Here is a 13519-nt window from a genome sequence, read left to right as displayed (position 1 = left end):
GTTTCACAATAATGTAAAACATATTGTTCACGTTTTCACGTACACTCACAGTATAGATAACACGCAGTTACTTTCGAGAATGAGGAGTGAATCAACATGGCAACCGAAATCAAATCCGCATGGTCAGGTTTTATCCCTGGTCAGTGGACGAATGAAGTGAATGTCAGTGAATTTATCCGTTTGAACCGTCATGAGTACACAGGAGACGATACGTTTTTAGCAGGTCCGACTGAAGCGACAAACGTTCTTTGGAATCGTGTGATGGAACTAACAAAAGAAGAGCGTGAACGTGGAGGAGTCTGGGACGTCGATCAACACACACCATCGACAATTGTGTCGCATGGACCAGGTTACTTAAACAAAGAGTTAGAGAAAGTCGTTGGCGTTCAGACGGATGAGCCGTTCAAACGTTCGATTCACCCGAATGGCGGCATCCGTATGGTCGATGCGGCACTCGAATCATATGGTTTCGAGCCAGACGAAGAAATCACAAAAATTTACTCAGAGATTCGTAAAACACATAACCAAGGTGTCTTCGATGCCTATACACCAGAAATGCGGGCCGCTCGTAAATCAGGAATCATCACAGGGCTTCCCGATGCATACGGACGCGGACGCATCATCGGTGACTACCGTCGTGTCGCCCTTTATGGAATCGACTTCTTGATGGCAGAACGCAAAAAAGACTTGGCAAAACGTGGCGGTTTCTTATCTGAATCGGACATCCGTGACCGCGAAGAACTATCGGAACAACTTCGTGCCCTCCAAGAACTTAAACAACTCGGGGCCGCTTATGGATTTGACCTCGGTCGTCCTGCGGAAAATACGCAAGAAGCATATCAATGGGTATACTTGGCGTATCTTGCTGCCATCAAAGAACAAAACGGTGCCGCGATGTCACTCGGTCGCGTCTCGACCTTCCTTGACGTGTACGCTGAACGTGACCTTGAAATGGGTCGCTTAACAGAATCAGACGTCCAAGAAATCGTTGACCACTTCATCATGAAACTTCGAATCGTCAAATTCTTACGGACACCGGACTACAATGAATTATTCTCAGGTGACCCGACTTGGGTGACAGAATCAATCGGTGGGATGAGTCAAGACGGTCGCTCGAACGTCACGAAGAGTTCATTCCGGTTCTTGCATTCACTCACGAACCTCGGACCAGCTCCAGAACCAAACTTGACGGTCCTTTGGTCGACGAAACTTCCAGAAGGATTCAAACAATACTGTGCGAAAATGTCGATTGAAACTTCGGCTATTCAATATGAGAACGATGACTTGATGATGCCACAATTCGGTGATGACTACGGCATCGCATGTTGTGTGTCACCGATGAAGATCGGGAAACAAATGCAGTTCTTCGGTGCGCGTGCCAACATGGCGAAGGCTCTCCTTTATAGCATGAACGGCGGTCGTGACGAGAAGAGCGGTGCTCAAATCGCTCCAGTTTGGGAAATGAACACAGAAGACGTGCTTACGTACGAAAAAGTATATGCCGACTTTGACCGGACGCTCGACTGGTTGGCAGAGCTATACGTGAATACGCTCAACGTCATTCACTTCATGCACGATAAATATGCGTATGAACGAATCGAAATGGCGCTTCACGATCCTGAAATCTTACGGACGATGGCTTGTGGGATCGCGGGTCTCTCGGTAACGGCGGATAGTCTTTCAGCAATCAAATACGCAAACGTCAAACCGATCCGTAATGAAGAAGGAATCATCGTCGACTTCGAAACAGAAGGGGACTTCCCGAAATTCGGAAACAATGATGACCGTGTCGATGCAATCGCCGTCGAACTCGTCGAATCATTCATGGAGAAAGTACGGAAACATAAAACATATCGTGACGCACTTCATACGCAATCGGTCCTCACGATCACATCGAACGTCGTCTACGGTAAGAAAACAGGAAATACGCCAGACGGTCGTCGTGCGGGTGAACCATTCGCTCCAGGTGCCAACCCAATGCATGGACGGGATACAAAAGGTGCGGCTGCATCGCTCTCATCTGTTGCGAAACTTCCATTTGAACACGCACAAGACGGAATCTCTTACACGTTCTCAATCGTACCGAAAGCACTCGGAAAAGAAGAAATCGCGCGCGAACTCAACTTGGCGGCGCTTCTCGATGGGTACATGAGCGGAGAGCACAAAGGACATCACTTGAACGTTAACGTCTTCAACCGCGAGACGCTTCTCGACGCAATGGAACATCCAGAAGAATATCCACAACTCACAATCCGCGTGTCAGGATATGCGGTCAACTTCATCAAGTTGACACGTGAGCAACAGATCGACGTCATCAACCGTACGTTCCACGGTTCGTTGTAAGTAAAGGCTTAGCGGCCTTCCACGGAGGGCCGCTCATTCGTTAGGAGGTCATTTCGATGACAATGGGATATGTACATTCGGTCGAATCATTCGGAACAGTTGACGGCCCAGGGATTCGCTTCATCGTCTTTTTACAAGGTTGTGCCTTGCGTTGTTTATACTGCCATAATGCGGACACGTGGGATTTCAAAAAGAATAACCACCGCTCGGCTGAAGACGTCATTCAAGAGGCGCTCAGTTACCGTCCGTTCATGGAAGCATCGAAAGGCGGCATCACCATTTCTGGTGGTGACCCACTCGCGCAACCTGAATTTTTAGAGGCGCTGCTGCGTGAAGCGAAAAAGCATGGGCTTCATACGACACTTGATACGTCCGGTGCGCTCCGACCTCCTAATTTGGATGCGATTTTAGATCACACCGACCTTGTCTTGCTCGATATCAAGCATATCGACGACGACATGTGTAAGAAGTTGACGGGACGTAGCAATGCCAACACGCTCGCGCTTGCCGAACACCTTTCCGAGCGCGGAACGAAAATGTGGATTCGCCACGTCCTTGTACCTGGATGGACGCTCGAAGAAGGTGCGCTTCGTCGCACCGCCGCGTTCATTCAAAAGCTAGACCATGTCGAGAAAGTCGAGATTTTGCCTTATCATGAGATGGGCGTCTACAAATGGGAGGCGCTCGGACTCGATTATCCGCTTAAAGGCACGAAGCCCCCGACATCCGAGGAAGTCGAATGGGCAGAAGGGATTTTGCAGGGAACCATATAAAAAAGCAAGCGCAGGCCGATGTGGTCTGCGCTTGTTTTATAAATCAGAAAATAAAGGTTTGGATGATTAAGAAAAGATTTAATGCGATGACGATTGTCGTAATTCCCCAACCGATCCATGTCGTCATCCGATGATTCACGAGTTCGCCCATCAAGGATTTGTTGCTCGTGAAGAGAAGCAGAGGAACGAGGGCGAATGCGATACCGAATGACAGGATGACTTGGCTCCACACGAGAGCATTCGTCAAGTTCACACCGGAAAGGATGAGTAAGAGTGGCGGAGCCATCGTAATCACACGACGTACATAAATCGGGATATGTTTTTGAATATAGCCTTGCATGACGACGTCTCCAGCCAAAGTCCCGACGGATGCGCTCGACAATCCGGCAACCATTAGTCCAATTCCAAACAGCATGGCGATCGGTGAACCTAAAAAGGAGTCAAATTGCTGGTGTGCAATCTCTAAGTCGCTCACGACGAATCCATTCTTATAGAAGACAGCGGCTGCGATTATTAGCATACTCGCATTGATTGCACCAGCGAGCACCATGGCAATCGTTACATCGATTCGTTCAAATTTCATGATACGTTTACGTGCGACGGCATCTTTACCCGTGATGCGTCGTTGTGTCAACGCAGAGTGTAAATAGATGGCATGAGGCATAACGGTAGCGCCTAATATTCCAGCAGCCAATAATATACTCTCCGTCCCATCGAACCGAGGGATGAGAAGACCGGATAAGAGTGGTTTTACTTCTGGTTGAGCACTGAACGTTTGAATGGCAAAAGCGAGCGCGACGACGAGTAGCATCCCCGTCACAATCGTTTCAAGTGGACGATATCCCCGACGTTGTACTTCCAAAATAGCAAAAGAACCGACGGCGGCCAGAAGTGCCGCTTGAATGAGTGTTACATCAAACACGAGATAAATTCCGAGTGCCGCCCCTACAAACTCTGCTAAATCTGTCGCCATGATCATGAGTTCGGCTTGAATCCATAAAAAGATAGCAGTCTTCTTAGAAAAACGGTCACGACAAATCTCAGGCAAGTTTTTTCCGGTCGCGATTCCAATTTTAGCAGACAATGTTTGAATCAATCCGGCCATCAAGTTAGCGACTAAGATGACCCATAAAAGCAAGTAACCGAATTGAGATCCAGCGGCAATGTTCGTTGCATAATTTCCGGGATCGATATAAGCGACCGAAGCGACGAACGCTGGACCTAAAAAAGGAAGGAGCGTCTTTATTTTTTGAGACATTGATTTGTGAGTGAGAGCCGAATCCACTTCGTTCAGCATGCCGAATCCTTCTTTCTTTTGCGTAATGGTTAATTTTTTTCCCTAGGTAAACTTTTTAAGTATACGGCAATTTTACGCCTGTGATGAGAACCTGTCAAATTTCAAATAAAAAACTGTGAGTCGTTTGACTCACAGTGCAACGGTTCTAAGGTCGACGTTTTTTCTTTTCTAATACACGAGCGTGTTCCGCCTGCTTCTTTTCCATATAAAGAAGTTCCTGTTCTAGCTTGACATAACTGGCATAGCGCTTCGCATCTAACGTACCGTTCGTTAGCGCTTCTTGAACAGCGCAGCCCGGTTCTTTCTGATGTGAGCAGTCGCGGAAGCGGCATGTCTCGGCAAGTGCTTCGATATCACGAAACGTCTCATCGAGATGCTCGCTTCCTTCCCATAGTCCGAATTCTCGCATCCCTGGTGTGTCGATGACGTATAAGTCATCGATCCGGAACAGTTCGCGGTGTGTCGTCGTATGTTTTCCGCGCTCGTCCTGCGCCCGGACGGCTTGCGTGACGGCAAGTGTCTCGTGGGCGAGGGCGTTCGTCAGCGTAGATTTTCCGACGCCGGACGAACCGACGAAGGCGATCGTGCTCTCACTCGGCAATGCGTGACGAAGTTCAGCCACACCTTCTCCCGTCACAACACTGACGGGGAATACTTGAATTCCGGGTGCGTTCACTTGAATGTCTTCGAGCAATGTGTCGACGGAGTCGACTTGATCGGTCTTTGTCAAGACGATGATTGGGATTGCCCCGGTGTCCCAAGCGGCTAGCGTATAGCGTTCTAGGCGACGAATGTTGAAGTCGTGTCCACACGCCATCGTAATCAAGACGTAGTCGACGTTCGCGCAGATCAGTTGTTCACGTGTCTCGTTGCCGGCGGCCGCTCGTGAAAGAACGGTCCGACGCTCAAGGAGATGGTGAATCGTACCTTGACCATGCTCGCGAACTTGAATCGTGACATAATCGCCGATGACCGGGTAATCCCGTTCGCTTGTCGCGGCATGTCGAAATTTTCCGGAAACCCCGCACATATAGGCGTTTTCTCCGATTGATACCGTATAAAGATGTTGGAACTGTGCCGTGACACGTCCCGTTTCAGTTTGTTGATTCAAAAAGAATCCTCCTTTTAGTGATGGAGGACGACAGCCCTCCGATTTGCTGACATTTGGTTACGTGCATGCATCATGTTGCTCATAAAACATCATCCTTTCGTTGTTCGATAGCATTAATGTACCACAGTTATTGGAAACGGTACCATCTCAGTCTAAAGACTGAGGTGAAACAAGCCTTCCGCTCGTCGACCTATGTCAAATAACGTATTATGATAAGAGTGTACTTAACAAGGAGGGATGACAGATGAATCACCAAGTGAAAAAGGTGTTGTTCATCGTGGCCGCGATCGCTCTAGTGCTCGTGTTGATCGGTTCTTTACCGAATATGATCTTATTCGGATTAGGAGCGCTCTTGACGCTTTGGGCTGGAGTCCGTTTTCAGGCTGTGACACACATCGGTGCTAAAGTTGGTTTCGGGATCCTTGCCGTCATTGGGATTGGGACGATGCTCTCAAACATTTGGGCACTCGTCGGAATCATTGTCGCGTGGTTGTTGTTTAAAGGGTATATGATGTATACAGGTGAAAAACGCGACCCGGATGTCGAGATTTTAAATGCAGACGGAACGCGTGCTAGCCGTAGCAGCTTCCAACAGTTCGATCAAGTGTGGCAAAAATTTGTTAATCGTCGTTGAGATTTCATAAGGAGGATTCACCATGAAGACACCGTTTGATCAGTTTCGTGAATTAGCGAATGAATTGACGAAAGAAATTTCGAAAGAAGTGAAGAAATACCAGGATAAAGAGATACCACGTTCAAGTGGAGAAGCGGAATTGAACCGTCATATCCGTGGAGCGGAGAAGGAAGCGTTGTCGGTTGAACGACTCGTGGAACGTCAACGTACATTGCTTGCAGAACTTGCTCAGAAGCGTGATGATGCCAAGAAAATGGCAGATAAACGGTATGAGCAGACAGAACTGGCGAAACAAGCCGGGGAAGAAAAGTTGGCAGAACGTGCGGCACTCGAATCCAAACACTACGGGGAACAGTACCGTTACTTTGAAGGATTGATTGACGAGGGTGAGCGCGAGTTGGATACATTAGAGCGTCGTGCGCTCGAGATGAAACTCAAACTCGATGAGATGCAAAATAAACGTTATGAGTTTGCGATGCGCGAAAACCTAGACTTGTTAAAAGGAGCACTCGACCAAATCTTTGGTCAAAATACGTCTCAGTCTCATCCGTTCACTGAGGAAGACAAGAAAGAACAACCTGTTGAAGAAAAGCAAGACACACAGGAAGATGAAGATGATTTTGAAGCAAAATTGAAGGAACTGGAGCGTCGCTTTAAACAAGAGTGAGGTGACGGTTCGGCGATGACCTGAACAAGGTCATCGCTTTCTTTGCTTCATACATATGAACAGAAAGGGGGAATGGACATGGAACGTTGGAACACACGTCAAATCATTGGATTTATGATTATCTTATTTTCAGTCGGACTCTTCATCGATATTGTGACGGGTGGCAATAGCGTCTTATTCAGCATGATCCTCCCGCTGCTTCTCCTCTATATCGGGCGACGGTTCAGTCGTCGTGGCAAGCAGTCTGCTAGCTATATTTTTTACGCAATTGGGGGAATCCTCTTGATTGGCTTGATCTTCTCATCTGCGGCATTCGGATTCGTGCTCTCCGGACTTCTCCTGTTATTCGGCTATCGACTCTATAAGAATCGACCGGTCGAATCGAAAATCCGGACACCCCTTCGTCAAGAACAAGCCTTCTCATTTGGGATGAAGGAATCGGGGCACTATGTGTTACGTGATACGAATGAGTTCTTTTTACTACGGGATGTCGAGATGGATTTGTCACAAGCCATCATTCCGGAAGGAGAGACGTTCTTACTCCTCAATGGACTCGCAGGAGATATTCGAATCCTCATTCCTGCAGGGTATGACTATTCGATTGACGCGTCGATCGGCTTCGGTAAAGTGCAGGTTGATGACTCGAACTATTCGCCGGTTTTCAATCGTCGCTTCTATACAGCGTCTGATGATTATGTCCAGGCCACGCGAAAAGTCCGGATTCATATCGTGCTCATGAGCGGAAGTGTCGAGGTGATGACGGTATGAAAAAAGATTCTTATCCACGAACGGTCGTCTGGCATCAACTGTTTAGTAGCTTGTTGACGGCTTTCTTGATTACTGTAGCGTTTCTCATAGGTGACTCGACTTCATTGAGCGATTTATTTTCGCGTGAAGAAGGGTTGCCTTTCGGTGTGTCCATTCTAGTGATTGCCGTCTTGATCGGAAGTATCTTTGGCGTCGGTTCGTATTTTTATTTGCGCCGAGACTTTCGGGAAGTCGCCAATGCCCTTTGGAAACTAGAGAATCAAAAAGACATCACTTTCCGCCCGATGTCCCCATACCGAGATACACTCGAACGAATCGTCCGCGTATCGAAACAGCGCCAAGAGATGGTCGAGATGGCGAAGCGAGTCGGTGAGCGTCCGGTCAGTGTGGAAGAGGCGCGGAGTGAGGCCGTCGTCGAAGAAAGACGTCGCGTCGCACGAGAACTTCATGATTCGGTGAGTCAACAGCTCTATGCCATCTCGATGATGACGACAGCGGTCAAACAGACGATGCAGACGAAACCAGATCTCGCGAGTAAACAAATGGAACAAGTCGAGCTCATGGCGCAGACCGCACAGGCAGAGATGCGTTCGTTGCTGTTACAACTTCGGCCGGTCGAATTAGAAGGCATGACACTTAAGACAGGAATCGAACGCTTGTTAGAAGAACTGTCTCGTAAACAATCGACCGAGCTCGTCTGGCGTTTAGAGGAAGTGAAGCTCTCCCGGCACACTGAAAACGAACTGTTTCGGATTGTTCAGGAAGCGATTAGTAACACGTTACGACACGCCAAAGCGACTCGTTTAGAAATCGAGATGCGAACCGTGCAGCAGACGGTCATTTTAAAGATTAACGATGATGGGATCGGATTTAATGTGGACGATACACAAGTCGCTTCATATGGATTACAATCGATAAGAGAGCGCACGGCAGAAGTCGGTGGAACGTTGCGATTAGTCAGTGTGCCGAATGTCGGGACACAAATTGAAGTACGTGTGAAACAACAAGTGGAGGGGTAATGATGATTCGAGTTGTATTAATTGATGATCATGAAATGGTTCGGGCGGGCGTATCTGCCTTTTTATCGACACAACCGGACATCGAAGTCGTGGGCGAAGCATCGGACGGAGCGACAGGAGCGGAGCTTGCGATTGCGGAGAAGCCGGATGTTGTCCTCATGGACTTGGTGATGGAGCCCGTTGACGGAGTCGAATCGACGAAACGAATTAAAGCAAGTTGGAAAGAAGCGAAAATTTTGGTCGTGACGAGTTTCTTGGATGATGAGAAAGTGTATCCCGTTATCGAAGCCGGTGCGATGAGCTATGTCCTCAAGACAGCGAATGCAAATGAAATCGCAGATGCGATTCGTCAAACCGCTGCCGGCAATCCGGTCATGGCCGCCCAGGTAACAGGAAAGATGCTCGAACGCCTGCGTCATCCGGAAATGACCCTTCATGAGAGTCTTACTGCTCGGGAACGAGAAATTTTGCAACTGATGGCGGAAGGCAAGTCGAATCAAGTGATTGCGGACGAATTGTTCATCTCACTCAAAACAGTGAAGACACACGTGTCGAACATCTTGACGAAGCTTGACGTCTATGACCGGACCCAGGCAGTCGTCTATGCGTTCCAACATAACTTGGTCAGTAAAGGATGAACCGTCTCCCTGTGATTGAAACGGAGCGCCTCCGACTGCGACCTCTCCAAATGGAGGATGGTCCGCACGTATTCGCCATCTTTTCAGATGAACACGTGCTACGCCACTACGGAATGGAGCCACATCGGACGTTAGAAGAAACGGAACAGATGCTGACGCATATGCTCGCACAAATCGAAACAGGTGCGATCATCCGTTTTGCAATCGAGCATCGCGAATCAAAAGCGTTAATCGGGACAATCGGTTTTCACAATCGAGCTCCTTCGCACCGTCGTGCCGAGATCGGTTATGAACTTAGACCGGAATATTGGAGTGCAGGCTATGCGACAGAAGCACTTCACGCGGCACTTCAGTTTGCTGTGACGTGTGAAATTGAACGGGTTGGTGCCATTGTCTATGTCGAGAATCTCGCATCGCAACGCATGTTAGAGAAGAATGGATTTGTTCAAGAAGGTAGACTACATAACTATATGCGTCAGCGGGGACAATCTCATGACGTGTATGTCTATAGCTATATGACCCATCAGCCAGTCTGAGCACACCGACCACAAGCGGTGTGCTTTTTTCGTTTGTAAGAGAAATAAAATGGGAACCAACTAGAAGTGAGTCAATCAAAGGAGGATGATGAGATGAAAGCAGCATATATCGAACAATATGGCGGATCAGACGAATTCAAAGTAGGTGAACTTGAACAACCGACGATCGGTGCAGATGACGTATTGATTGAGGTTCATGCCGCAAGTGTCAACCCGGTGGATTGGAAGCTCCGTGAAGGATACTTGAAAGAAATGCTTCATTTCGAGATGCCACTCGTCATTGGGTGGGATGTATCGGGTGTCATCAAAGAAGTTGGGGCGAATGTGACCGAGCTCGAGGTGGGGGATGAAGTATTCAGTCGTCCGGATATTGCACGACAAGGCACATATGCCGAATACGTCGCGGTCGATGCGCATCTCGTCGTCAAAAAACCAACTTCACTGAATTTCGAGGAGGCCGCATCACTTCCGCTCGTCGCCCATACGGCATGGCAAGTCATGTTCGAAGTGATGGATGCCAAACCGGGTGATCGCATCTTCATCGGAGCTGGATCAGGTGGTGTCGGGACAGTAGCCATCCAGCTCGCGAAAGCACACGGTTTGTATGTCGTCACGTCGACGAGTACGCCGAACGTGGACTGGGTCAAAAACCTGGGAGCGGACGAGGTCATCGACTATAAACAACAAGACCCGGCAGATACTGTCCGCGATCTTGATTTCGTATTTGATACGATGGGGGGCGACGGGCAGGGTAAACTGTATCGAATGCTTAAAGAGAATGGGATGCTCGTCTCCATCTCCACACCCCCGAATGAAGAGGAAGCCAAACAGGCGAAGGCCCGTGCCGAGTACGTCTTTATGCAACCGACAGGGGAGCGTTTGAAAAAAATTGCGGAAGCTGTTGAAAAAGGCGAACTGAAACCTGTGATTGACCGGGTCTTTGATTTAGAAGACACGAAACTTGCTCATGACTATGGAGAAGAAGGGCATGCCAAAGGCAAAATCGTCATTCGAGTGAAATGATAAAAAAGAGGTGGATTTCCGGAACACGCTCTGGAAATCCACCTCTTTTTATTAAATTTGATAAGCTACCTTATTTGGAGGTCAGCCTTTTTTCTGTGCTTTTATTTGTTCATCGATTTCGGATAGGTAGGTCCAACGTTCCATCTTCGCATCGAGTGTTTCTTTCAGTTCTGCGATTGTTGCGTACAACTCATTGACTTTACCAAGGTCGCTACCCGCTGATGCAAGTGTCACTTCTTGCGCTTCAATCTGCTCTTCAAGTGCGGCGATGTCTTCTTCGATCGTGTCCCATTCCTTCTGTTCTTTGAAGGTGAATTTCACGACCTCCGACTTCACGCGTTCCTTTTTCTCTTTAGGTTCTTTCTCTTTCTTCACTTGACGAACCTCTTCTTGTCGCATGGCCAGGTAGTCACTATATTCTGCGTGATACACCTGGATGATCCCATCTTCGAAGGCAATCAACTGTCCGGCGATCCGGTCTAAGAAATAGCGGTCGTGACTGACGGCGATGACTGTACCTGGGAATGATTCTAAATAGTCTTCTAAAACAGACAACGTCTCCGTGTCCAAATCGTTCGTCGGTTCATCGAGGAACAAGACGTTCGGTTCATCCATGAGAATCCGCAGGAGGACAAGGCGTCGTTTTTCGCCACCAGATAGCTTCGCAATTGGTTTGTATTGCGCGTCCGGTGAGAAAAGGAAACGTTCGAGCATCTGCCCCGCCGTGATGACCTCGCCGTCCGGCGTATGAATGACTTTGGCGATGCGTTCGATCTCATCGATGACCCGTCGTGACTCGTCTTCAAATTCGACTTGTTGTCCGTAATAGCCTAAATAAACAGTTTCTCCGTGCACGATCGTACCGTTTGTCGGTTCTAGGCGCTTGGCGAGCAAGTTCATGAGTGTTGATTTCCCACTCCCGTTCGGTCCGACGATTCCGTAGCGTTCACGGCGACCGAAAATCCAATTAAACTGCCGAATGAGAAGGGAGTCGTCGTATCCGAAAGACAAATCTTCGACTTCGATGACCTTTTTGCCGAGACGTCGTGATCCGACCGAAACGTCGAGCGTCTCGTCTTCCGCTAAGCTCTCTTGATGTTTCAAGTCTTCGACGCGTTGAATGCGTGCCTTTTGTTTCGTTGTCCGGGCTTTCGCGCCTCGACGTAACCAGGCGAGTTCGCGACGTAATATATTCTGTCGTTTCTGTTCCATCGATTGTGCCCGTGCTTTTCGCTCGGCACGCTTCTCGAGAAAGAGTTCATAGTTCCCGTTATAGAAGTAACTCGTTCCATCCGCAATCTCCAAAATGTGATTCGTGACACGATTCAAGAAATAGCGGTCGTGGGTGATGAGCAGGATGGCTCCTCGGTAATCGGCAAGCATCGTTTCGAGCCATGCGATTGTATCGGCATCCAGTTCGTTCGTCGGCTCATCTAAAAGGAGCAAGTCCGCTTCATCGAGTAACGCTGCGGCGAGCGCGACTCGCTTTTGTTGACCCCCAGACAAGGCGTTCACATCGATTGACACGTCAGGAAGACCGAGCCGGTTCAAAATCGACTTCAGTTTTGCTTCCGTTTCCCAAGCGTCTGCGGCATCGACGGCCTGTTGGGCTTTCATGAAGCGTTCAAGTAATTGCTCACTTGTCGGGTCCGCTTCGAGTGCTTGCCGGGCGCGTTCGAACTGTTTCAACGCTTGAACGGACGGAGTGTCACTTGTGAACAAAGCGTCTAGAATCGTTTGTCCTTCGTTAAATTGAACCGTTTGAGTCAAGTAGCGAATCCGATAATCGTTCGGATGCTGCATCGTGCCTCGATCTGCTGTCTCGGTACCGGCGATGATTTTCATGAACGTCGATTTCCCCGAACCGTTCACGCCGATAATCCCGATACGGTCTCCGGGATGGATTGTCATCGTCACATCATCAAATAAGACTTTGTCGGCAAACTCTTTATGAATGCCTTCAATCATTAATAAACTCATGCGTTCTCTCCTTCAAGCTGTTGACGAATGGCCGCCTCGACCGTCGCTGCGATTTCCTTGTTCGGCAAATCGGCCGGATCAATCGCAGGTAAGAACGTGACATCGACCGTTGCCGGGGTGATTCGATTTTTGGCTTCTAACAATTTATAACTGCCTTGAATCGCAACTGGAACAATCTTCGCACCACTTGATGTGGCAAGCGTCAAACTTCCAGCTTTAAACTCCTTCATCGGTCCACCTTTTGAGCGTGTGCCTTCTGGGAAGACAATCATCGATTGACCGGATTGAATCGTTTCGACTCCGGAACGAATGGCTTGAATCGATTGCCGACGGTCACTCCGGTCGATGAAGATACATCCCATCAATTCCATCCAACGTGGGATAATCGGGAATTTTTGAACCTCGATTTTTGAGATAAACGCTTTCGGTCGTTTCGTGGCGGTCAACATGATCGGGACATCGAAGTTTCCTTGGTGGTTCGACACGTAGACGACGGGTTCATCCGGAATCTGGTCTTGGCCATGGACACGGACGTCTGCACCTGCGATTTTTAGTAGAAACTGTGCCCATTTATAAGCGATATCTTGTACGTAACGGTAACGCTTTGGCGTTTCGATTTTTTTCGCCTTCTGTAAAAACGGGACGGTGATCGGTAATACGGCAAAAAATGAGAAAAACCATACAGCTGTTCGAATCATTCTATTCTCTCCTCTCATGATGACAACAAGAA

Annotated in this window: 13 protein-coding genes; 9 read left to right on the top strand and 4 right to left on the bottom strand. The window is 48.5% G+C overall.

Going from position 1 to position 13519, the window contains the following annotated elements; translation table 11 throughout:
• Positions 1 to 96 precede the first annotated feature (96 nt).
• A complete protein-coding gene (gene pflB / locus KNO69_RS12655) occupies positions 97 to 2343 on the top strand; it encodes a formate C-acetyltransferase (RefSeq protein ID WP_078146345.1) in 2247 nt (748 codons plus the stop codon).
• 56 nt (positions 2344 to 2399) lie between these two features.
• Positions 2400 to 3116: a pyruvate formate-lyase-activating protein gene (gene pflA, locus KNO69_RS12650; protein ID WP_078146346.1), complete on the top strand. Its 717-nt coding sequence runs from the start codon at positions 2400 to 2402 to the stop codon at positions 3114 to 3116.
• Positions 3117 to 3159: 43 nt separating this feature from the next.
• On the opposite strand, the gene KNO69_RS12645 is transcribed toward pflA, so the two are convergent.
• Complete coding sequence (locus KNO69_RS12645; protein WP_078146347.1) at positions 3160 to 4413, bottom strand: Nramp family divalent metal transporter; 1254 nt, start codon at positions 4411 to 4413, stop codon at positions 3160 to 3162.
• Positions 4414 to 4558: 145 nt separating this feature from the next.
• A complete protein-coding gene (rsgA, locus tag KNO69_RS12640) occupies positions 4559 to 5524 on the bottom strand; it encodes a ribosome small subunit-dependent GTPase A (protein ID WP_078146348.1) in 966 nt (321 codons plus the stop codon).
• Positions 5525 to 5768: 244 nt separating this feature from the next.
• Here rsgA and KNO69_RS12635 point away from each other — a divergent pair, with 244 nt between their 5' ends.
• The 7 genes from KNO69_RS12635 (at position 5769) to KNO69_RS12605 (ending at position 10809) form a co-directional block, all read left to right on the top strand.
• Positions 5769 to 6158, top strand: coding sequence for a lmo0954 family membrane protein (locus KNO69_RS12635; RefSeq protein WP_047795880.1), 390 nt, complete (start codon positions 5769 to 5771; stop codon positions 6156 to 6158).
• Positions 6159 to 6180: 22 nt separating this feature from the next.
• Entirely contained in the window at positions 6181 to 6825 is a 645-nt protein-coding gene (locus tag KNO69_RS12630) for a PspA/IM30 family protein (protein WP_214731561.1), read from the top strand.
• Positions 6826 to 6903: 78 nt separating this feature from the next.
• Positions 6904 to 7593 (top strand): cell wall-active antibiotics response protein LiaF, encoded by a 690-nt coding sequence (liaF, locus tag KNO69_RS12625; protein ID WP_015880836.1) that lies wholly within the window; start codon positions 6904 to 6906, stop codon positions 7591 to 7593.
• Complete coding sequence (locus KNO69_RS12620) at positions 7590 to 8612, top strand: sensor histidine kinase (protein ID WP_015880837.1); 1023 nt, start codon at positions 7590 to 7592, stop codon at positions 8610 to 8612. The genes liaF and KNO69_RS12620 overlap by 4 nt, the downstream gene beginning before the upstream one ends.
• Positions 8613 to 8614: 2 nt before the next feature.
• Positions 8615 to 9250: a response regulator gene (locus tag KNO69_RS12615; RefSeq protein WP_015880838.1), complete on the top strand. Its 636-nt coding sequence runs from the start codon at positions 8615 to 8617 to the stop codon at positions 9248 to 9250.
• A gap of 11 nt (positions 9251 to 9261) precedes the next feature.
• Entirely contained in the window at positions 9262 to 9786 is a 525-nt protein-coding gene (locus KNO69_RS12610; protein WP_353047492.1) for a GNAT family N-acetyltransferase, read from the top strand.
• A gap of 93 nt (positions 9787 to 9879) precedes the next feature.
• Positions 9880 to 10809 carry an NADP-dependent oxidoreductase gene (locus tag KNO69_RS12605; RefSeq protein WP_214818435.1) on the top strand — a complete coding sequence of 310 codons (930 nt, stop codon included), beginning with the start codon at positions 9880 to 9882 and terminating at the stop codon, positions 10807 to 10809.
• Positions 10810 to 10890: 81 nt separating this feature from the next.
• On the opposite strand, the gene KNO69_RS12600 is transcribed toward KNO69_RS12605, so the two are convergent.
• Positions 10891 to 12789 (bottom strand): ABC-F family ATP-binding cassette domain-containing protein, encoded by a 1899-nt coding sequence (locus KNO69_RS12600; RefSeq protein WP_214818433.1) that lies wholly within the window; start codon positions 12787 to 12789, stop codon positions 10891 to 10893.
• Positions 12786 to 13487 carry a lysophospholipid acyltransferase family protein gene (locus KNO69_RS12595; RefSeq protein ID WP_078146354.1) on the bottom strand — a complete coding sequence of 234 codons (702 nt, stop codon included), beginning with the start codon at positions 13485 to 13487 and terminating at the stop codon, positions 12786 to 12788. The genes KNO69_RS12600 and KNO69_RS12595 overlap by 4 nt, the downstream gene beginning before the upstream one ends.
• Positions 13488 to 13519: the final 32 nt, after the last annotated feature.

This window comes from Exiguobacterium sp. s131 (genome assembly GCF_018617345.1).
GTDB lineage: Bacteria > Bacillota > Bacilli > Exiguobacteriales > Exiguobacteriaceae > Exiguobacterium > Exiguobacterium profundum.
Note: the sequence above shows the minus strand (reverse complement) of the source record. Positions and strands in the feature narration are given on the sequence as shown.

What these genes read in the sequence shown, in the direction of transcription:
- liaF (WP_015880836.1), top strand. Translation starts at nt 6,904, where the DNA reads ATGGAACGTTGGAACACACGTCAAATCATTGGATTTATGATTATCTTA.
- KNO69_RS12645 (WP_078146347.1), bottom strand. Translation starts at nt 4,413, where the DNA reads ATGCTGAACGAAGTGGATTCGGCTCTCACTCACAAATCAATGTCTCAA.
- KNO69_RS12630 (WP_214731561.1), top strand. Translation starts at nt 6,181, where the DNA reads ATGAAGACACCGTTTGATCAGTTTCGTGAATTAGCGAATGAATTGACG.
- KNO69_RS12620 (WP_015880837.1), top strand. Translation starts at nt 7,590, where the DNA reads ATGAAAAAAGATTCTTATCCACGAACGGTCGTCTGGCATCAACTGTTT.
- KNO69_RS12615 (WP_015880838.1), top strand. Translation starts at nt 8,615, where the DNA reads ATGATTCGAGTTGTATTAATTGATGATCATGAAATGGTTCGGGCGGGC.
- pflA (WP_078146346.1), top strand. Translation starts at nt 2,400, where the DNA reads ATGACAATGGGATATGTACATTCGGTCGAATCATTCGGAACAGTTGAC.
- pflB (WP_078146345.1), top strand. Translation starts at nt 97, where the DNA reads ATGGCAACCGAAATCAAATCCGCATGGTCAGGTTTTATCCCTGGTCAG.
- KNO69_RS12635 (WP_047795880.1), top strand. Translation starts at nt 5,769, where the DNA reads ATGAATCACCAAGTGAAAAAGGTGTTGTTCATCGTGGCCGCGATCGCT.
- KNO69_RS12595 (WP_078146354.1), bottom strand. Translation starts at nt 13,487, where the DNA reads ATGATTCGAACAGCTGTATGGTTTTTCTCATTTTTTGCCGTATTACCG.
- KNO69_RS12605 (WP_214818435.1), top strand. Translation starts at nt 9,880, where the DNA reads ATGAAAGCAGCATATATCGAACAATATGGCGGATCAGACGAATTCAAA.
- KNO69_RS12600 (WP_214818433.1), bottom strand. Translation starts at nt 12,789, where the DNA reads ATGAGTTTATTAATGATTGAAGGCATTCATAAAGAGTTTGCCGACAAA.